At 73.0% G+C, this 19,772-nt stretch carries 16 protein-coding genes; 10 read left to right on the forward strand and 6 right to left on the reverse strand.

Annotated features, from left to right (window positions below):
- The first annotated feature begins 219 nt into the window (after window positions 1-219).
- The 9 genes from ACGFSH_RS19245 to ACGFSH_RS19285 all read left to right on the forward strand — a co-directional run bounded on the left by ACGFSH_RS19245 (window position 220) and on the right by ACGFSH_RS19285 (window position 11,277).
- The gene (locus ACGFSH_RS19245; RefSeq protein WP_393349937.1) at window positions 220-1,008 is read left to right on the forward strand and encodes a response regulator transcription factor; all 789 of its coding nucleotides are present in this window, start codon (window positions 220-222) and stop codon (window positions 1,006-1,008) included.
- A gap of 104 nt (window positions 1,009-1,112) precedes the next feature.
- Window positions 1,113-2,159: a LacI family DNA-binding transcriptional regulator gene (locus ACGFSH_RS19250; protein ID WP_393349940.1), complete on the forward strand. Its 1,047-nt coding sequence runs from the start codon at window positions 1,113-1,115 to the stop codon at window positions 2,157-2,159.
- A 155-nt stretch (window positions 2,160-2,314) separates the two neighbouring features.
- A complete protein-coding gene (locus ACGFSH_RS19255) occupies window positions 2,315-3,481 on the forward strand; it encodes a S1C family serine protease (protein ID WP_393349943.1) in 1,167 nt (388 codons plus the stop codon).
- A 31-nt stretch (window positions 3,482-3,512) separates the two neighbouring features.
- Entirely contained in the window at window positions 3,513-3,725 is a 213-nt protein-coding gene (locus ACGFSH_RS19260; RefSeq protein WP_393349945.1) for a hypothetical protein, read from the forward strand.
- 106 nt (window positions 3,726-3,831) lie between these two features.
- On the forward strand, window positions 3,832-4,566 hold the full coding sequence (locus ACGFSH_RS19265) for a response regulator transcription factor (RefSeq protein WP_393349947.1): 735 nt from the start codon (window positions 3,832-3,834) through the stop codon (window positions 4,564-4,566).
- Window positions 4,563-6,020, forward strand: coding sequence for an ATP-binding protein (locus tag ACGFSH_RS19270; protein WP_393349950.1), 1,458 nt, complete (start codon window positions 4,563-4,565; stop codon window positions 6,018-6,020). The genes ACGFSH_RS19265 and ACGFSH_RS19270 overlap by 4 nt, the downstream gene beginning before the upstream one ends.
- Window positions 6,021-6,113: 93 nt before the next feature.
- Window positions 6,114-8,291, forward strand: coding sequence for a pectinesterase family protein (locus ACGFSH_RS19275; protein WP_393349953.1), 2,178 nt, complete (start codon window positions 6,114-6,116; stop codon window positions 8,289-8,291).
- A gap of 248 nt (window positions 8,292-8,539) precedes the next feature.
- Entirely contained in the window at window positions 8,540-9,067 is a 528-nt protein-coding gene (locus ACGFSH_RS19280; RefSeq protein WP_393349956.1) for a hypothetical protein, read from the forward strand.
- Between the two features lie 26 nt (window positions 9,068-9,093).
- Window positions 9,094-11,277, forward strand: a complete 2,184-nt coding sequence (locus tag ACGFSH_RS19285) for a trypsin-like serine protease (protein WP_393349958.1) — start codon at window positions 9,094-9,096, stop codon at window positions 11,275-11,277.
- 207 nt (window positions 11,278-11,484) lie between these two features.
- Here ACGFSH_RS19285 and ACGFSH_RS19290 read toward each other — a convergent pair whose 3' ends face one another.
- Complete coding sequence (locus ACGFSH_RS19290; RefSeq protein ID WP_393349960.1) at window positions 11,485-13,296, reverse strand: bifunctional metallophosphatase/5'-nucleotidase; 1,812 nt, start codon at window positions 13,294-13,296, stop codon at window positions 11,485-11,487.
- 158 nt (window positions 13,297-13,454) lie between these two features.
- Here ACGFSH_RS19290 and mshD point away from each other — a divergent pair, with 158 nt between their 5' ends.
- On the forward strand, window positions 13,455-14,381 hold the full coding sequence (gene mshD, locus ACGFSH_RS19295; protein ID WP_393349963.1) for a mycothiol synthase: 927 nt from the start codon (window positions 13,455-13,457) through the stop codon (window positions 14,379-14,381).
- Window positions 14,382-14,495: 114 nt separating this feature from the next.
- On the opposite strand, the gene ACGFSH_RS19300 is transcribed toward mshD, so the two are convergent.
- From ACGFSH_RS19300 to ACGFSH_RS19320, 5 genes are all read right to left on the reverse strand, one after another.
- Window positions 14,496-15,251, reverse strand: coding sequence for a hypothetical protein (locus ACGFSH_RS19300; protein ID WP_393349965.1), 756 nt, complete (start codon window positions 15,249-15,251; stop codon window positions 14,496-14,498).
- 59 nt (window positions 15,252-15,310) lie between these two features.
- Window positions 15,311-16,864, reverse strand: coding sequence for an ABC transporter permease (locus tag ACGFSH_RS19305; protein WP_393349967.1), 1,554 nt, complete (start codon window positions 16,862-16,864; stop codon window positions 15,311-15,313).
- On the reverse strand, window positions 16,861-17,838 hold the full coding sequence (locus ACGFSH_RS19310; RefSeq protein ID WP_393349969.1) for an ABC transporter ATP-binding protein: 978 nt from the start codon (window positions 17,836-17,838) through the stop codon (window positions 16,861-16,863). The genes ACGFSH_RS19305 and ACGFSH_RS19310 overlap by 4 nt, the downstream gene beginning before the upstream one ends.
- A gap of 176 nt (window positions 17,839-18,014) precedes the next feature.
- Window positions 18,015-18,857 carry a zf-HC2 domain-containing protein gene (locus ACGFSH_RS19315; protein WP_393349971.1) on the reverse strand — a complete coding sequence of 281 codons (843 nt, stop codon included), beginning with the start codon at window positions 18,855-18,857 and terminating at the stop codon, window positions 18,015-18,017.
- Window positions 18,858-18,924: 67 nt separating this feature from the next.
- Window positions 18,925-19,473 carry an RNA polymerase sigma factor gene (locus ACGFSH_RS19320; protein WP_393349973.1) on the reverse strand — a complete coding sequence of 183 codons (549 nt, stop codon included), beginning with the start codon at window positions 19,471-19,473 and terminating at the stop codon, window positions 18,925-18,927.
- Window positions 19,474-19,772: the final 299 nt, after the last annotated feature.

Below are 19,772 nucleotides of genomic sequence, written 5' to 3' on the forward strand. Positions count from 1 at the left end.
TGCTGGACAGAGGACTCGGGCAGCGCAGCCCCCGGGTCCTTTCGTGCTTTCGGAAGCGTTGTATACGAAGCGGCGTCCGGGTGGGAAACACCAGGTGGCCGCGGGTGTACGGGCCCCGGGAACGCGAGCCGGCCGCAACAGCCGCAGTGCCGCACGACTCCCCCACCGCCCCCGAGGCGCGGGAGAGCCCCACGCAGGGACCGAGGAGGAACCAGACAGATGAGTTCTCTGCTGCTCCTGACCAACGCTCTCCAGCCGTCGACGGAAGTGCTGCCGGCCCTCGGCCTGCTGCTGCACAACGTGCGGGTGGCCCCGGCGGAGGGCCCCGCCCTGGTCGACACCCCCGGCGCCGACGTCATCCTCGTCGACGGCCGCCGCGACCTGCCCCAGGTCCGCAGCCTGTGCCAGCTGCTGCGCTCCACGGGCCCGGGCTGTCCGCTCCTCCTGGTCGTGACCGAGGGCGGTCTCGCGGCCGTCACCGCCGACTGGGGCATCGACGACGTGCTGCTCGACACCGCCGGTCCGGCCGAGGTCGAGGCGCGGCTGCGGCTGGCCATGGGCCGCCAGCAGATCGTGGCCGACGACTCCCCGATGGAGATCCGCAACGGCGACCTGTCGGTGGACGAGGCGACCTACAGCGCGAAACTGAAGGGGCGGGTCCTGGACCTCACCTTCAAGGAGTTCGAGCTGCTGAAGTACCTCGCCCAGCACCCGGGCCGGGTGTTCACCCGCGCCCAGCTGCTCCAGGAGGTCTGGGGCTACGACTACTTCGGCGGCACCCGCACGGTCGACGTCCACGTACGGCGTCTGCGCGCCAAGCTCGGCCCCGAGCACGAGTCGCTGATCGGAACGGTGCGCAACGTCGGTTACCGATTCGTTACCCCCGAGAAGGGGGAGCGGCCGACCGACGAGACGAAGGCCGGAACGGAGCGGTCCGGGCGGGCAAAGACGGAGGATGCGGACACCGCGGCGGCCCAGGACGCCGCCGAAGTGCCGGCGGACGCCTAGTACCCACCGGTAGCCCCGCACCCGCCCGGACAGGGCGTCGCCCACGCTCTGAGAAGGTTTTGTCCGCCCTGCCCAGAGCGGGTCCATCCGCGTAGACTCCGCGCGTGGCAAAGGTGACTCGCGATGACGTGGCACGGCTGGCGGGGACTTCCACCGCGGTCGTCAGCTACGTCATCAACAACGGACCCCGGCCGGTCGCCCCGGCCACGCGCGAGCGTGTCCTCGCCGCCATCAAGGAGCTGGGGTACCGGCCCGACCGGGTAGCCCAGGCGATGGCGTCCCGGCGCACCGACCTCATAGGCCTGATCATCCCCGACGCCCGTCAGCCGTTCTTCGGCGAGATGGCGCACGCGGTCGAACAGGCCGCCTCCGAGCGCGGGAAGATGGTGCTGGTCGGCAACACCGACTACGTCGCCGAGCGCGAGGTCCACTATCTGCGGGCGTTCCTCGGGATGCGGGTCTCCGGCCTGATCCTCGTCAGCCACGCGCTCAACGACCAGGCGGCCGCCGAGATCGACGCCTGGGACGCGCGCGTGGTGCTGCTGCACGAACGGCCCGAGGCCATCGACGACGTCGCCGTCGTCACCGACGACCTCGGTGGCGCCCGGCTCGCCGTGCGCCACCTCCTGGAGCACGGTCACGCGTACGTGGCCTGTGTCGGCGGCACCGCCGAGACCCCCTCCGTCGGCGACCCGGTCTCCGACCACGTCGAGGGCTGGCGGCGGGCCATGGACGAGGCCGGCATCAGCACGGAGGGCCGCCTCTTCGAGGCGCCGTACAACCGCTACGACGCCTACCGCGTCTCCCTGGAACTGCTGTCCGGCCCCGACCGCCCCCCGGCCGTCTTCTGCTCCACCGACGACCAGGCCATCGGCCTGCTGCGCGCGGCGCGCGAGCTGCGCATCGACGTGCCCGGCGAGCTGGCGGTCATCGGCTTCGACGACATCAAGGAAGCGGCCCTCGCCGACCCGCCCATGACAACGATCGCATCGGACCGCTCGGCGATGGCCCGCGCCGCGGTCGACCTCGTCCTGGACGACGGTCTGCGGGTGGCCGGGTCGCGGCGCGAGCGGCTCAAGGTGTTCCCCTCCCGCCTGGTGGCCCGCCGCTCCTGCGGCTGCGAGCAGCCCGCGGCGGCGGTCCGTCCGTGAGAGCCGCCTGAGAGCCGTCCCGGAGCCGTCCGGGAGGCGTCCGGGAGGCGGCGCCCCGCTGCCGGTTCGGCCTTTATGGCGGACATACGAGGTTCTGCTCCCGTTCTCAGGGAGCACTCAGGGTGCTCTCATGGTGAGGCGACACGCTTCTCTCCATGACCGAGAGCTTCCGCCGCAGCGGCGAGTACGAGAACCCGTACCAGGCCCCGTACGAGGGCGCCCGGCAGCACGCCTCCTCCCCCGCGTCCGCCTCTCCCGTGCCCCCCTCCCCCGTGAACCCGGAGTGGCCGCCCCCGCCGGCGTACCGGCCGGCCGCGCAGCCGCCGGTCGAGCCCACCGCCGTGTGGCAGACGCAGACCGGGGACGGCGCGGGCCACGGCCACGGCGGGGGCGCGGCCGCTCCGTTCGGCGCGACGGCCGCCGGGCCGACTCCGCCCGGCAGGAAGAAGCGCGCCCGCGGCCCGTTCGCGCTGCTCGCCGCCGTGGCGGTCGTGGCGGCCGCGATAGGCGGCGGCACGGCCTACGGCATCCAGGAGCTGACCGGCAAGGACACCGTGGTCTCGTCGTCCACCACCACCAGCGTGGTGCCGTCCGGCAAGACGGGTGACGTGGCCACCATCGCGGAGTCGGTCAGCCCGAGCGTCGTCGAGGTCGGCGCCACGCTCGCCAACGGGACCTCCACCGGCTCCGGCGTGATCATCACCGGCGACGGGGAGATCGTCACCAACAACCACGTCGTCGCGGGCGCGAACTCGATCAAGGTGACGACCAGCGACGGCAAGTCGTACACGGCCAAGGTCCTCGGCACCGACAGCAAGAAGGACCTCGCGCTGATCAAGCTGGAGAACGCCTCCGGGCTCAAGGCGGCGACCCTGGGCAACTCCGACGGCGTCAAGGTCGGCGACACGGTCGTGGCGATCGGCTCGCCCGAGGGCCTGACCGGCACCGTCACCAGCGGCATCGTCTCCGCCCTGAACCGGGACGTGACCGTCTCCACCGGAGAGAACCAGGGTCAGCAGCAGCAAGGCGGCGGGGACAACTGGCCGTTCCAGTTCGGCGGCCGTCAGTTCAACGGCGACACCGGCGAGTCCACCACGACGTACAAGGCGCTCCAGACGGACGCCTCCCTCAACCCTGGCAACTCCGGCGGCGCGCTGATCAACGCGGCGGGCGACATCATCGGCATCAACTCCGCGATGTACTCGGCCGCGGCGGACTCGTCCTCCTCCGACGCCGGCAGCGTCGGCCTCGGCTTCGCCATCCCGATCAACACCGTCAAGGCCGACCTCGCCACGCTGCGGGCCGGCGGATCCGACAGCTGAACCCCTCACCGACCGAGCCAGGGAGCACGTCATGATCCAGCAGGTTTCGCACACGGTGACCGGTGTCGGCGCGGCCGACCTCGCCCTGGCCCTCGACGTGGCGTCCGCGCTGCACCCGCCGACGACGGCCGGGCGGCGCGCGCCCGAGGTCGCGGCCCCGCAGCTGATGGGCCTGCGCACCACGGCCGCCCGCCCCCATCAGCGCAAGGTGCCGTTGAAGCGGCTCGCGGCGATGCGCGCCTGACCCCGCCCTTCACGCACACCACGCGAACCGTGCGACGCTGAACGCATCCAGCACGTTCAGCGGGCCGGCTCCCCGTCGTCCCACCACACCCGAGGAACCCACGCCCATGAGCCCCGCCGAAGGCGACCGCGAGACCCAGCGCATCCTGATCGTCGACGACGAGCCGGCGGTGCGCGAAGCACTCCAGCGCAGCCTCGCCTTCGAGGGGTACGGCACGGAGGTCGCCGTGGACGGCGCGGACGCGCTGGAGAAGGCGATCGCCTACCGCCCCGACCTGGTCGTGCTGGACATCCAGATGCCGCGCATGGACGGCCTGACGGCGGCCCGCCGCATCCGGGGCGCGGGCGACACCACCCCCATCCTGATGCTGACGGCCCGCGACACGGTCGGCGACCGGGTGACGGGGCTGGACGCGGGCGCCGACGACTACCTCGTCAAGCCGTTCGAACTCGACGAGCTGTTCGCCCGGGTGCGGGCCCTGCTGCGGCGCAGCTCCTACGCGGCGACGGCCGGCGCCGGGGCCCCGGCCGACGACGCCCTGGCCTTCGCCGACCTGCGCATGAACCTCGCGACCCGGGAGGTGACGCGCGGCGGACGCCCGGTCGAGCTGACCCGCACCGAGTTCACCCTGCTGGAGATGTTCCTCGCGCACCCGCGCCAGGTCCTCACCCGCGAGCAGATCCTCAAGGCGGTCTGGGGCTTCGACTTCGAGCCCTCCTCCAACTCGCTGGACGTGTACGTGATGTACCTGCGGCGCAAGACGGAGGCGGGCGGAGAACCGCGCCTGGTGCACACCGTGCGGGGCGTGGGGTACGTGCTGCGGCAGGGCGGGGCCGAGTGAACAGGGTCGGACGGAGGTTCCGGGCCCTGCCCATCCGGGCCCGGCTGTCGCTGCTGGTCGCCGCCGCGGTGGCCTTCGCGGTGGCGGCGGTGTCGGTGACCTGCTGGTTCATCGTGCAGGGGAAGCTGTACGACCAGGTGAACGATGACCTGACGGAGATGGCCCAGAGGCCGGGCACGGTCAACGCGCTTCTGCAGAGGTGCACACAGAGTCCTCGGGGGAGCACCCAGCCCTTCCCCGGCCGGAACAACTACGTCCAGGCGATCAAGGAACAGGGCGCTCCCTGCGTCGACCCGACCTCCCCCGGCACGGTCGAGGTCACGGGCTCCGACCACGAAGTGATCAAGAACGCGAAGAGGGGCGAAGCCCTCTTCCGCAACGGCACCGACGAGCACGGCAAAGCCGTACGCGTGCTGACGATGTACCTGGGAGTCGACCAGAACGACTCGCAGGGGGTCGCCCTGCAACTCGCGGTCCCCCTGAAGGGCACGCAGTCCACCCTCAACGAACTCGCCCTCATCCTCCTGCTCGTCTCCGGCATCGGCGTCGTGGGCGCCGGCGCCGCCGGGCTCGCCGTCGCGCGGGCCGGGCTGCGGCCGCTCGACAGGCTCACCGAGGCCGTCGAGCACGTGGCCCGCACCGAGGACCTGAACGTGCGGATCCCCGTCGAGGAGGACGCCGAGGACGAGGTTGCCCGGCTCTCGCGCTCCTTCAACTCGATGACCGCCTCCCTCGCCGGCTCCCACGAACTCCAGCAGCAGCTGATCGCGGACGCCGGGCACGAGCTGCGCACCCCGCTGACCTCCCTGCGCACCAACATCGAGCTGCTCACCCGCAGCGAGGAGACGGGCCGTCCGATCCCCGAAGCGGACCGCAAGGCGCTGCTCGCCTCCGTGAAGGCGCAGATGACCGAGCTGGCCGCGCTCATCGGCGACCTCCAGGAGCTGTCCCGCTCCGACGACCAGCGCGCCGAGCGCGTGCAGGTGGTGTCCTTCGAGGACATCGTCGAGTCGGCGCTGCGCAGGGCCAGGCTGCGCGGGCCTGAGCTCACCATCACCGCCTCGCTTGAGCCCTGGTACACCCGGGCGGAGCCTGCCGCGCTGGAGCGTGCGGTGGTCAACGTCCTGGACAACGCGGTGAAGTTCAGCCCCGAGGGCGGCATGGTCGACGTGCGGCTCGCGGACGGCACGCTGACCGTGCGCGACCACGGCCCCGGCATCCCCGCCGACGAACTCCCTTACGTCTTCGACCGTTTCTGGCGCTCGCCCGGTGCCCGCGCCCTTCCCGGTTCGGGGCTCGGCCTGTCGATCGTCGCCCGCACGGTGGAGCAGGCCGGCGGCCAGGTCACCCTGGCCCGGGCGGACGGCGGCGGCACGGTGGCGACGCTCCGGCTGCCGGGCGCGCCCGTCCCTCCCCCGGACGGACCCCCCGCCGCCTCGCCGCAACTTCCTTAGACGTCCGGCGAGTTCGGCAAGCTCCGGCAACCTTCCCGCGACGGACGGCGACTCCCCCGCAGTCAAGCCCCCACACACGGAAGGGTTCGCCGCATGAGCGAGCATCGCCGCACGTCACCGGAGCCGGCCGGGACGCCCGCCCCGGACGGCACGGCCGGATCGACCGCATCGGCCGGGCCCCGTCACCGCAGAGGCCGCAAGGCGCTCTCGGCCGGTCTCCCCCTCGCACTGATCGCCGCCGGCGCCGTCGCCTACGGCACCGGCCTCTTCGGCGCGGCCGGGCAGGCGACGGCGGCCGCCGCGACCACGGCCGCGCCCGACTGGACCACCGCCTCCGCCGACGGCTTCGCGTCCGTCCACGCCCTGGGCCAGAACGGCACGTACGGCGGCCGCGACGGCCGGACCGTCACCGTGAAGACCCTCGCCGACCTGGAGAAGTACGCGACGGCCCCCGAGCCGTACGTCATCGTCGTCGCCGCGACGATCACCATGAACCCGGTCGGCAAGGAGATCAAGGTCCAGTCGGACAAGACGATCGTCGGCTCCGGGACCGCCGGGCAGATCGTGGGCGGCGGCTTCTTCCTCGGCCAGGGCGTCCACAACGTCATCCTGCGCAACCTGACGATCCGGGACGCCTACCAGGGCGTCTGGAACGACAAGGAGCACGACTACGACGGCATCCAGATGGACGGCGCGCACCACGTCTGGATCGACCACAACGACATCCGGCACATGGCCGACGGGCTCATCGACAGCCGCAAGGACACGACCTACCTGACCGTCTCCTGGAACAAGCTGAGCCAGGAGAACAAGGCGTTCGGCATCGGCTGGACCGACAACGTCACCGCCGACATCACGATCCACCACAACTGGATCCGCGAGACCGAGCAGCGCAACCCCTCCACGGACAACGTCGCGCACGCGCACCTCTACAACAACTTCCTGGAGGACGTGGCGGGGACGGCGATCAAGTCGTCCTACGGCAACTACTCCCGCGGCCGGACCAACATGGTGCTGGAGAACTCCAACTTCCAGGGGATGACCGACCCCGTGGTCCGGGACGCGACGGCCACGCTCGTCCAGCGCGGCAACCTGTTCTCCGGCACGAGCGGCAGGAACGAGAGCGGCGGGTCGGGCGCGGCCTGGGACCCGAGGACGTACTACCCATACACCCTCGACAAGGCGGCGGACGTACCCGCCCTGCTCAAGTCCGGGGCCGGACCGCGCAGGTCGATCGGCACGACGACGGCCACCACGAGGTCGACGACGGCCACGACCGGGGCCGCGACGAAGGCCGCCACCGCTCGGGCCGCCGCCGCGACCACGCTCACCGTCGCCAAGGACGGCAGCGGGCAGTACTCGACCGTGCAGGCCGCCGTGAACGCCGTACCCGCGAACAACACCTCGCGCGTGGTGATCGCCGTCAAGCCGGGCACGTACCGCGAGCTGGTGAAGGTGCCGTCCGACAAGCCGCACGTCACCATCCGGGGCACCGGCGGCAGCCGCAAGGACACCACGATCGTCTACAACAACGCCTCGGGCACGCCCAAGCCCGGCGGCGGCACGTACGGCACCGGCGGCAGCGCGACCGTCGCCGTCGAGGCGGACGACTTCCAGGCCCGCAACCTGACCATCTCCAACGACTTCGACGAGGCGGCCCACCAGGACATCGCCGGCCAGGCGGTCGCCCTGCGCACCGCCGCCGACAAGGTGTTCCTGGACGGCGTCATCGTCAGCGGCGACCAGGACACCCTGCTGGTGGACACCGCCTCCAAGGACAGGCTCGGCCGCGTCTACATGACGAACTCCTATGTGATCGGCAACGTCGACTTCATCTTCGGCCGCGCCACCGCGGTGATCGACAAGTCCGTCATCACGCTCAAGAAGCGCTTCAACGGCACCTCGGCCGGCTACGTCACCGCCCCCAGCACCGCCGCCGGCCGCAAGGGCATCCTGATCGCCGGCACCACGATCGGCGGGGACGTCTCCGACCGCAGCTTCTACCTCGGCCGCCCCTGGCACGCCGGCGGCGACGCGAGCCTCGACCCGCAGGCCACGGTCCGCAACAGCACGCTGAGCGCGGCGATCAGGACCGCGCCCTGGACCGACATGAGCGGCTTCTCCTGGCGGGACGACCGGTTCGCCGAGTACCAGAACAAGGGCGCGGGAGCGGGCGCCGCGAGCACCGACCGGCCCCAGCTGAGCGCCGCGCAGGCCGCCGAGCAGGAGGTCGCGGACTGGCTCGGGGACTGGACCCCCACCGCGTCCTGACCTGACGGGGCGCCGGCCGCACGGCGGACGGGCGGCCGGCGCCCGCGTTCACACCGGCGGCGCCGTTCAAATCAGTGGCGGCGCAGCCGTGCGGCTGTTTGAATGCAGCGGCCTCCAATGCTGCCTGACGTACCGTCATATAGCGGACGTACAGGCGTACTTCAGGCGGCGAGCGGAGTAGCGCCACCGTCCCGCGACGGGACGGGCACAGGGCACGCACGGCAACTCTCGTCAGGGGGACCACCACCTTGAAACACGCACGGCGGATCATCACCACCGGTGCGGTCGCCGCCGCCTGCGCCGGAGCCGTCGCCTTCGCGTCGGCCCCGCTCACCTCCCACCACCCGCCCGCCTCCCGCGCCGCCGCCGGTCACGCGGCGCCGGCCGCCGACGGCGCGCCCGGCTACGCGGTCGAGGACTTCGCCTACCCCGGCGCCGACGCCGTCAAGGCGCAGCGTGGCATCACGCTCAAGCGCGGCGACGGCCACATCACGCTCGCCGACTGCGCCTCCGGCGCCGGTCTGCTGGAGGTGTACTCGCGCAGGAGCGACAAGGTCTGCTTCCGCGCCACCGGCGCCTCCGGCCGCCTCACCCTGGAGATCCCCTCCGTCTACGGAGTGAAGGGCGAGGCCGGCCACGACGCCGCCGTACAGCTCACCGCCGACGGAGCCACGCAGAACCTCGACGTCGGCAGGGGCGAATGGAAGGCGGCCGGCGAGGCCGCCGATCCGGACGGCCGGGAATTCGTCCTGGTCGAGATACGCACCAGCAGGTAACACCGAACGGGGAAGACGACCACCACATGACCACCACCGGCAAACGCTCCACCGCGCTCGCGGCCCTCGTGACCGCCGCCGTCATCGGCGCCCCCCTCCTCTCCGCGCACGCCGTCTCCGGCAAGCCCGAGACCGACTCCAGCCACGCCTACACCGCCCGCCTCGACATCGGCGGCGGCGCCAAGGGGTGCTCCGCGGTCCTGATCGCCCCCCAGTGGCTCGCCACCGCCGCGTCCTGCTTCGCGGACCACCCGGCCGACTCCGTCAGGATCCCCGCCGGGGCGCCCCGGCTGAAGACCACGGCGACCATCGGACGCACCGACCTGACCACCGCCGCGGGCGTCGTCCGAGGCGTGGTCCAGCTCGTCCCGCGCGACGACCGCGACCTGGTCCTGGCCCGGCTGTCCGCGCCCGTCGCCGGCATCGCCGCGCCCGGCCTCGCCGCCACCGCCCCGGCCGCGGACTCCGCCGTGTCGGTCACCGGCTACGGGCGCACCAAGGACGAGTGGGCCCCGCTCAAGCTTCACGGCGACAGCTTCCTGGTCGATCAGGTCGGCGCCACCGACCTCACCGTCCACGGCGCCTCCGGCGCGGCGATCTGCGCCGGCGACTCGGGCGCCCCCGTCGTCGCCCCCGGCGGCCTGATCGGCGTCGCCTCCCGCTCCGACCAGGGCGGCTGCTTCGGCTCCGACCCCGCGCAGACCTCCACCAGCGGCGTCGTCACCCGCACCGACGACATCGCCGCCTGGATCCGGTCCACCACCGAGTCCGCCCCCTTCACCGACTTCAACGGCGACGGCGTCGAGGACACGGCCGTCGGCGACCCCAAGGCCGCCGTCGGCGGCGACGCCGAGGCCGGGGCGGTCCACGTCGTCTACGGCGGCGGCAAGGGCGCCGCCGAACTGGACCAGGACCAGGACGTCGTGCCCGGCGGCGCCGAGCCCGGCGACCGCTTCGGCTACGCCCTGGCCACCGTCGACTACGACAAGGACGGCTACACCGACCTCGCCGTCTCCACCCCGTACGAGGACGCCGGCACCGTCGCCGACGTCGGCATGGTCTCCGTGGTCTACGGCTCCCCCGACGGCCTGGGCAAGGGACGCGCCTCCGACAACTACGCGCAGGGCGAGGGCACCGGCGGGCTGAAGGGCGCGGCCAAGGAGAAGGGCGACACGCTCGGCTACTCCCTGGCCGCCGGCATCACCCGCGACGACGAGCCCTACATCGTGATCGGCGACCCGGGCGAGGACGTCGGCTCCGTCGTCGACGCCGGCTCCGTGGTCTACGTGCACGGCGACACCAACGTGTACCTCTCCCAGAACGCCGGGCTGCCGGGCTCCCCCGAGACCGGCGACAAGGTGGGCACCGCCGTCGCCGCCGACATGACGAACATCGTCATCGGCATACCGGGCGAGGACATCGGCGACAAGGCCGACGCGGGCGGCCTCGCCGTCCTGACCCACACCCTGGGCGCGAACGCCCAGCCGGTCGTGCGCGCGGGCATCGACCAGGACCTCGACAAGATCTCCGGGGGTGCGGAGAAGGGCGACGAGATGGGCAAGTCCGTCGCCATCGTCCCCAAGGGCACGAACGGCGACTCGATCGTCGCCGTGGGCGCGCCGGGCGAGTCGATCGTCCCGTCGGGCACCACCACGAACGTGGCGAACGGCGGCACCGTGTTCGTCATCGCCTTCCCCGCCAAGAGCGACTGGTCGCAGCAGACGGTGATCAACCAGGACCAGGCGAGCGTGGTCGGCGGCGTCGAGACCGGCGACCGGTTCGGCGAGAGCCTCGCCGCCGTGAACCTCGCCCCCGGCAAGGCCGCGCCGGGCTGGGCCGACCTCCAGCTCGCCGTCGGCGTCCCCGGCGAGTCCCAGGGCACGGTGGCCGGCGCGGGCTCCGTGCAGACGTTCTCCCTGGTGGGCGCCCCCGGCGACCACGACGACGTCCTGTACGCGGGATACAACGGCGTGCCGGGCACGCCGGGCGCCGACCAGCACATGGGCCAGTACATCGACGCGTCCCCGACGCATGTCTCCATCGGCATGCCGAACGGGCCGCAGGCCGGCGGATCGGTCTACCAGGCGCCGTGGAACAACGTCGTCTCGCACGCGGACGGCGCCGACCCGAACGAGACCGTCACGGTGCTCCGGCCGGGCGCGGGCGGCATCCCGGCGGGCGGCAAGGCGTTCGGCTGGGTCATCAGGTGACCGCAGGGCGGTGACGGCCGCCCGGCCGACGGACGGGCGGCGAGAACACGACGAGGCGGCCGCGTTCGTGACGCGGCCGCCTCGTCGTGTCGAGAGGGGCGCCACCGCGCGGTGTGCGACCGCGCGGTGGCTGTGCCCGTGCACGTGGTGCCGGTGCACGGCGGGGGTACTGCCGTACTGCTGGGGCGCTGCTGCCCTGCGGTGGTGCTACTGCACGACGGTGATCCGGTTCGCCGCCGGCGGGGCCAGCGGGGCCGACGCCGAGGAGTTGGCCGTCAGGTACTGCTCCAGAGCGGTCAGGTCGTCCGCGCCCACCAGGTCGTTCGTGCCCAGACCCAGCGTGGTGAAGCCGTCGCCGCCGCCCGCGAGGAAGCTGTTGGTGGAGACGCGGTAGGTGGCGGCCGGGTCGATGGCCACGCCGTCGAGCCGGATGGAGTCCGTGACGACACGGTCCGCGCCCGCCTTCGTCATGTCCAGCGTGTACGTCAGGTTGGCGGACGGCTGAAGGATCTTCGGCGCGCTCGCGTTCACCCCGCTCACCTGCTCCTTGAGGACCTGGATCAGCTGGGCGCCGGTGAAGTCCTGGAGGTTCACGGTGTTGGAGAACGGCTGCACGGTGAAGCCCTCGGCGTAGGTCACCACGCCGTCGCCCTCAGCGCCCTTGGCCGCGTAGGTGAGGCCGGACCGGACGCCGCCCGGGTTCATCAGCGCGACGTCGGTCCCCGCGTCGAGCTTCCTGCCGTACCAGAGCTGGGCGTCCGCGATCAGGTCGCCCATCGGCGACTCGGTGCCCGTGCTCGGGACGTCCGCGGTGATGTAGCCGATCGCGCGGTTGCCGATCGGCGCCGCCAGCGTGTTCCACCGGGAGATCAGCTCGGTCATGTCCGGCGCCTTGGCGACGGTCCGGGTGACCACGTGGTTCGCCGACCGGACCGCCGTGCGCGCGATGTCGCCGGTGCGGCGGTCGTACGTCAGCGTGGTGTCCGTGTAGAGGCGGCCGAAGGAGGACGCCGACGTGACCGTGCGCGGCCGGCCCGACGGGTCCGGGATCGTGCAGGCGTAGGCCGTGTGCGTGTGGCCCGTCACCAGCGCGTCCACCGCCGGCGTGACGTTCTTCGCGATGTCCACGATCGGGCCGGAGATCCCGGCGCCCGCGCCCGGCGAGTCGCAGTCGTAGTTGTAGGAACCCGAGGCCGGCAGACCGCCCTCGTGGATCAGCGCCACGATCGACTTGACGCCCTGCTTCTGAAGCACCTTGGCGTACTTGTTGATCGTCTCGACCTCGTCCTTGAACGTGAGGCCCTTCACGCCCTCGGCCGACACGACGCCCGGAGTGCCCTCCAGCGTCACGCCGATGAAGCCGATCTTGACGTCCTTCTTCTTCCACACCCAGTACGGCTTCAGGATCGGCTTGCCGGACTTCTCGTTCAGCACGTTCGCCGCGAGGTACGGGAAGTCGGCGCCCCGGAACCTCTTGCCGCCGTAGCAGCCGTCGGTCGGATGACAGCCGCCCTTCTGCAGCCGGCCCAGTTCCTTCGCGCCCTCGTCGAACTCGTGGTTGCCGACGGAGGTGACGTCCAGGTCGAGCCCGTTGAGCGCCTCGATGGTCGGCTCGTCGTGGAACAGGCCCGAGACCAGCGGGGAGGCGCCGACCATGTCGCCGGCGGCGGCGGTGACGGAGTACGGGTTGCCCTTGCGGGCCTCACGCAGATGGGTGGCGAGGTACTCCACACCGCCCGCGTCGATCGTCTTCGTCGTACCGTCCGCCTGGAGCTCCGTGACCCGGCCCGAGGAACCGGACGGCGGTTCCAGGTTGCCGTGCAGGTCGTTGAAGGACAGCAGTTGCACGTCCTGGTAGCGGCTCGGCGACGGCTTGCCGTGCCCGCCCTCGTGGGCGTCCGCCGGGAGCGCGGCGGCGAGCGCGCCGGCGGTGGCGAGAACCGCGGAGGCCGCGACAAGACGGTACGTACGGCGCCGGCCGGGTCTGTCGGCCCGGTGCGGCTGGGAAGTGGCTGGCATGCGCCCCCCTGTGGTCGGCTGGGAATAGGTGGCTCCCGTCCGGCGCAGCCTAAGGTCAACGCGCGTAGCGCGACAGGGGGTTCATGGTTACATCCTGGTTTCCCTTTGCCCCCTGCTTTGCCCCCACTTTGCGGCGTCCGCCCCTTACCCTCGTACGCATGACCAGCGACGACATCGCACGGATCCCCGGCTCCCGATCCATCGAGACCCACTCCGAGCTCACCCCCGCACAGGCCGAGGCCGTCCTCGACCTGCTCGCGGCCGCCGCCCGGACGGACGGCCAGCAGGCGGTGTCCGAACAGGGCCGGCTGCAACTGCGCGGAGGCCCCCGCGACGGCGTCAGTCATCTGGTCCTCACCCTCGACGGCGAACTCGTCGGATACGCCCAGCTGGAGGACACCGACCCGGTCGAGGCGCCCGCCGCCGAACTGGTCGTCCACCCCTCCCACCGCGGCCACGGGCACGGCCGGGCCCTCGGCTCGGCCCTGCTCGCCGCCTCCGGCAAACGGCTGCGGGTCTGGGCGCACGGCGGCCACTCCGCCGCCCGGCACCTCGCCCAGGTCCTCGGCCTGACGCTGTTCCGCGAACTGCGCCAGATGCGGCGGTCGTTGACCGACCTCGAACTGCCCGAGCCGGTGCTGCCCGCGGGCGTCGGCGTGCGCGCCTTCGTCCCCGGGCAGGACGACTCGGCCTGGCTCGCCGTCAACGCCGCCTCCTTCGCCCACCATCCCGAACAGGGCTCCCTCACCCAGCGAGACCTCGACGACCGCATGGCCCAGCCCTGGTTCGACCCCGCCGGCTTCTTCCTCGCCCACCGCGGCGAGCGGCTCGTCGGCTTCCACTGGACCAAGGTCCACGCCGAGGACCAGCTCGGAGAGGTGTACGTCCTCGGCGTCGCCCCCGACGCCCAGGGGAGCGGCCTGGGCAAGGCCCTCACCACGATCGGCCTGCGCCACCTCGCCGCGCAGGAACTCCCCACGGCGATGCTGTACGTCGACGCCGACAACAAGGCGGCGGTGTCGGTGTACGAACGCCTGGGCTTCGTCACCCACGAAACGGACCTGATGTACCGCTCGGAAACGTGAGCCGGGGGGTGGAGGCATCAGGGCGGGTGCGGGCGTCGGGGGCGGGTGGCGTGGAGGGCCGCAGGACCAGCTCGGTCTCTCAGCCCTAGCTCCTCCCGGTTCCGGTCATCTCGGTCATCTCGGCCCTCTACGCCGTCCGTCGGGCCGGCGCGGGCGCGGGTGCGGACGCGGGTTCAGGCGCAGGCGCAGGCCGCGGCGGCCGACGGGTTCTCCGAACAGGGCGACCACCGTCAGGGCGGCCGCTCCCAGCAGTGCGGTCCACACCCCGCGCGAGGGGTCCCAGCCCCTCGACAAGGGCGGCGCGAACGGCTGCGACCACTCGGGCAGCGGAGCCAGCGCGGTGAGGACGACGGCGAGCAGGACGCCGGACGTCGCGAGGGCCCCACCGCCGCTCCCGGCGGTGCGGCGCAGTCCCAGCGCGGCGAGCGCCAGCACGAGGGCGAGCAGCCCCGCGGCTTCCAGCGTCAGCCCGCCCCACGGCAGCAGCCCGCGCTCGTCCGGCCCGACCGCCCGGGCGCCCCCGGTCAGCACACCGGCCCAGCCCAGCCCCACGGACACCACGGCCACGCCGGCGCGCAGGGTGCGCGGCAGCCAGCGCGGCACCGGCGTCACCTCGGTCGTGGCGGCCGCGGCGTCGTCCAGCACGAACGCCGCGCCCACGGCGAGGAGCACCGCTCCCGCACGGATCAGCAGCACCGCCTCGGAGAGCCGCAGACCGGACGGGACGGCAGCGGGGACGCTCACGAGCAGCCACCCGACCGCCCCCGTGACCAGCAGCGGCGTCGTACGGGCGGAGCGCAGCACGTACGGCACGAGCTGCGGCCACAGCCGCCCGGCGCGTTCTCCCCGCGCCTCGCCCCTTCCACGCACCTCGCTCGCTTCCCGCGCTTCGTCCGCTTCCCGTGCTGCGTCGGCTCCGCGTGCCTCGCCTACTCCTCGCACTTCTCCGCCTCCTCGGGCACCTCGACGCCCAGGAGCCTCGCGGCCTGCGCGGTCGTCGTGCCCGGGGACGTCAGCTGCGCCCAGTGGGCCTTGACGCGCGCCGTCATCGCCGCACGCGGACGCTTCAGCAGTTCCCGGACGACCGTCGTCTGCGGGCCCGTCAGGCTCATTCCGTTCGTCGGGGCCAGGACGACGGCCGGGCCGCTGAGGCTGTCGTCGAGCCGCACGTTCCGGAAGGTGGCCGTCGGGGTGGGATCGGTGCTCAGGACCAGCCACATGACGGTCACCGCACGCGCGTCGTCGCAGAGGCCCTGCGTCGTCATGTCCTCCCTGCCCCCGACCAGGACCACGGCGGCGCCGACCGCGAATTCGGGGACGCGGTTGCCGCCCCAGCGGGTGCCGACGCTCACCTCGCCCGGCGTCGTGGAGGGTTCGAGGGCTCCGTCGACCTCCACCTGATCGTCCAGGTAGACACGCTGGCGGATCGTCAGGCGCGCCTCGGCGGCCGCGCCTGCGGCCGCGGACTGCACGCGGTCGACGACCTCGGCCCACTCGGAACGCACACCGCTCCACTCGTCGAAGGAGCAGTAGGTCGAGCGGCCGCGCCGCTCGCACGACTGGACCTTCTGCGGGGTGGCGGCCGCCGTTCTGCGGGCCTTGTCCAACGCCTCCGCCTCCCGCGGGTACTGGCCGACCGCACCGGTCACGGTCACCGCCAGCGCGAGGACGGCAGCCGCCCGGACGGCCCGGGTGCGGCCGCCGGAGCGCAGCAGCGCCACGCAGGTCAGCACCGCGCACAGACCCGTCACGTACAGGGCGTGCCAGCCGGCCGGGCGGCCGAGCAGATCGCTGGGCACCGGGTCGCCGCCGCTTTGGACCGCGAAGAGGAACGGCGAGAGCCAGCCCTCCCACCGGCCCGAGTCCTCCGCGGCGGAGGCGACGACGAAGAGCATGTAGAGGGGGATCGAGAGCAGTATGGGAACGAAGGAGGACGGCAGCAGACGGGCCAGCAGCACTCCCAGGACACCGGCCAGCAGCACGGTCAGGGGCGCGACGGCCAGCTCTCCCACCGAGCCGTGGCCGATCGCGCCGGGCTTCAGCGCCTCCCGCGCGAACTCGACCGCGACGACGAGCGCGGTGAGCGCCGCGAACGGCACCACGGACAGCACATGGGCGATGGTGCGCCGCCAGGGCTCCATCGCCAGGACGTCGAACTGCTGCTCCGTGTGGTTCTTGCGGGAGCGCAGCACAGCCGCGTTGCAGCAGATGAACACGGCGACGGCGAACAGCAGAGGCTCCGCCTGGGTCTGCCGGTCGACGGTGTTGAGCACGGGATAGTCGTCCATGCCGTCCCGGTGCATGAGCCGCAGGGCCACGAAGCCGATGTAGAGGGCGAAGGTCAGCAACAGCGGGACCTGCAACAGCAGTTCGCGGACCTCGAACCGGGCGAGGGCGAGGACGGCCCGGACGCGGTGACCCTCGCGCGGGGGCTCGGCGAACGCCGCCGCCGGCTCGGTGGTCGTCATGGTCGCCGCGCTCATGCCGCCACCGCCGCGTCGTCGCCGTCGAGAGCGAGCAGGTACCCGTCCTCCAGGGTGGGTTCCAGCAGGTCGGCGCCCTTCGGCGGGTCACCCACGTTCCGGAAGGCGCCGGTGCCGGTGCGCCAGCCGGCCAGAGCGCCGGGGTCGCGTTCGGCGCTGCTCCACACCCGGCCCGCCGCGCGGGCGGTCAGCTCGGCCGGAGTGCCCTCGAAGCGGACCCGGCCGCGGGCCAGCACCACCACACGGTGGCAGAGCATCGCCACGTCCTCCGTCAGGTGCGTGGACAGCAGCACCGTGCGGCCCTCGCCCGCCTCGGCGATCAACTCCCGGAAACGCATCCGCTGTTCGGGGTCGAGACCGACGGTCGGCTCGTCCAGCACCAGGAAGCCGGGGTCCCCGACGAGGGCCGCGGCCAGGGCGACGCGCTGACGCATGCCGCCGGACAGCCGCTTGATGCGGGTCCCGCGCACGTCGGAGAGGTCGACGGCGTCCAGCACGCGCCGCACCTCGCGCAGCCGGGCGGAGCGGTCGGTCAGCTCTTTCAGGATCGCCACGTAGTCCACGAAGTCGAAGGCCGTGAAGTCCGGGTGGAAGCCGGGGTTCTGCGGCAGATAGCCGAGCGTGCGGCGCAGCGCGAGCCGTCCGGAGGCGGTGCCGGGATCATGGCCGAGGGCCGTGAACCGCCCGCCGTCGGGCGGGACGGCCGTGGCCAGTACCCGCAACAGACTCGTCTTCCCCGCGCCGTTGGGACCCAGCAGGCCCGTGACGCCCCTGCGCAGGCGGAGTGAGACCCCGTCGAGGGCCCGGGTCCCGCCGAAGCGCAGCGACAGGTCGGTGGCCGTCACGGTGGCGGGGCCCGAGGCGCCGCGCCCGCCGTGCCCGGTGACAGGTCCGGTGGCGGGCCCGGTCGCAGGCCCGGAAACGGGCTCCGGACCGGGCTCCGGAACGGGTCCCGAGGCGGATGCGGTGGTCATGTGAGGCTCCTGGGAATCCGGTTGAGGGACGGGGACGGGGGCGGGGGCGGGGGCGGACGGGGAAGCGGGGAAGGAAGGGGAGGCGGGGAGGGAAGCGGGAGCGGGGCCGGATCCGGGTGCGGCGCCGGGATCCGGATCGGCGCCGCCGTCGTCCTGGTCGGGGCCCGGGAGGCGGGTCATGCGGCGCCGCCGTCGTGGAAGCCGCCCAGAGGACGCGCGTCGAAGCGGTCCCGGCCGTGGTAGAGCAGGAGGGCGGCGAGGGCCGTCACCGCCGCCGCGGCCGCCTGACCCCCGGCCGTGAACGGGGAGAGGGTGTCGTGTGCCGGCGTCTGGTTCCCGGTGAGGACCAGCAGCGTCAGCCATCCCCCGCCGACCAGGACGGGCGCCAGGACCGAACCCAGCCGGGCGCTCAGCGCGAGCCCCGTGGCCGTCAGGGCGAGCGCCGGCAGCAGCCAGGCCAGGGCCGGCAGCCCGTACCCCGGGAGGGCCAGCGTGGCCAGGCCGTTGCAGAACAGCCCGGCGGTGAGCACCGCCACCGTGCGGATCATCAGCAGCCGGAAGCCGTGCAGCGGGGCGACCACCGCCATCTCGTACGTCGGGTCGAGCGAGGGCCCGTAGGACAGGGCGACCCCCGCGAGCGGGAGCAGCGGGGCGAGCGCGAGGAACAGCGTCGGCCGATCCGCCACGCGCACCGCCAGCACCGTCGTGACCAGCAGGAACAGCACCGAAAGCAGCCAGGAGCGCCGCAGCACCGGAGTCGCGGCGAGCAGCCGCGCGGTGTGGTCGGCCACGCCGAGCCGCGTCAGCAGCCGCTCGACCGGGCCCGGCCGCGGCGCGTCCAGCTCGGCGTCCAGCCGCTCCCAGGCGGCGTCCAGGGCGACCGGGTCGACGGCCTCGGCGAGCCGGGCCCGGCACAGGGCGCATCCGGTGAGATGGGCGTCGGCGGACCACAGCAGGGGTGGTGCCAGCTCCCCTTGCGCGTAGGCGCGCAGGTCGTCCTCCGCCACGTGCCACGTCATGCCATGACCTCCCTCGACCGTTCGTCGCCCGCGCGGACGCGCAGACCCGCTCCGCACACGTACCGGCTCATGCCAGCGCCTCCCGCAGTTGCTTGCGGGCACGCAGGGCCCGCGTCTTGACGGTGCCGGGCGGGATGCCGAGCAGCACGGCCGCCTCCCGGGTGGTGAGCCCGTCGATGACGGTGGCCTGCAAAACGGCACGCAGCTCCGGCGAGAGGCGGGTGAGGGCCCCGGCGAGATCGCCGTGCTCGACTCCCGCGAGCACGCGCTCCTCCGCCGAGGCCTCGTCGCGATGACGCAGCCGGGCCAGCGTCTGCCGCAGCCGGCCACGCGCCCCGTCCCCGCGCACGGCGTCCACCAGACGACGCGAGGCGATGCGCCACAGCCAGCCGGCCGCGTCGGAGGAGCCCTGCTCACGGTGGCGGGCGGTGCCGCGCCACACGGCGAGGAACGTCTCCTGGACGACGTCGTCGACTATCGCCGCGTCGGCGCACCGGCCGCGCATGCGCGCGGCCAGCCAGGGGGCGTACCGCCGGTACAGCTCCTCGAAGGCATGACGGTCCCGGTCCGCCGCGATGGCCCGCAGCAGCTCCCCGTCGCTTCTCGTTTCGCTCACATCTCCTCATCGGACGAGCCCCGCCGCTCGGTTCACACTTCCGCGCACGATCTTTTCCGACCGGCCCCCGGCCCCCCTCTCCGCACCCGGTTCTCCGCCCCCTGCGCGCGCTGTTTCCGCACGCCCACGCCCTGCTTTCCGCACGCTCCACCGCATCCGGCCGGGCCTCGCCCTCCGCACCCCACCCCGTCCGGCTCACGCCTCGCCCCCGTCCGGCCCCCGGGACCCGTCCCATCCGCCCCCCGTCCGCCCCGGGGAGCCGCCCGCCGATATCCCGCACGCCATGTCTCCGTAACCGT

Origin of the sequence: Streptomyces sp. NPDC048481 (genome assembly GCF_043200075.1) — a bacterium.
In the GTDB taxonomy this organism is placed as follows: Bacteria; Actinomycetota; Actinomycetes; order Streptomycetales; family Streptomycetaceae; genus Streptomyces.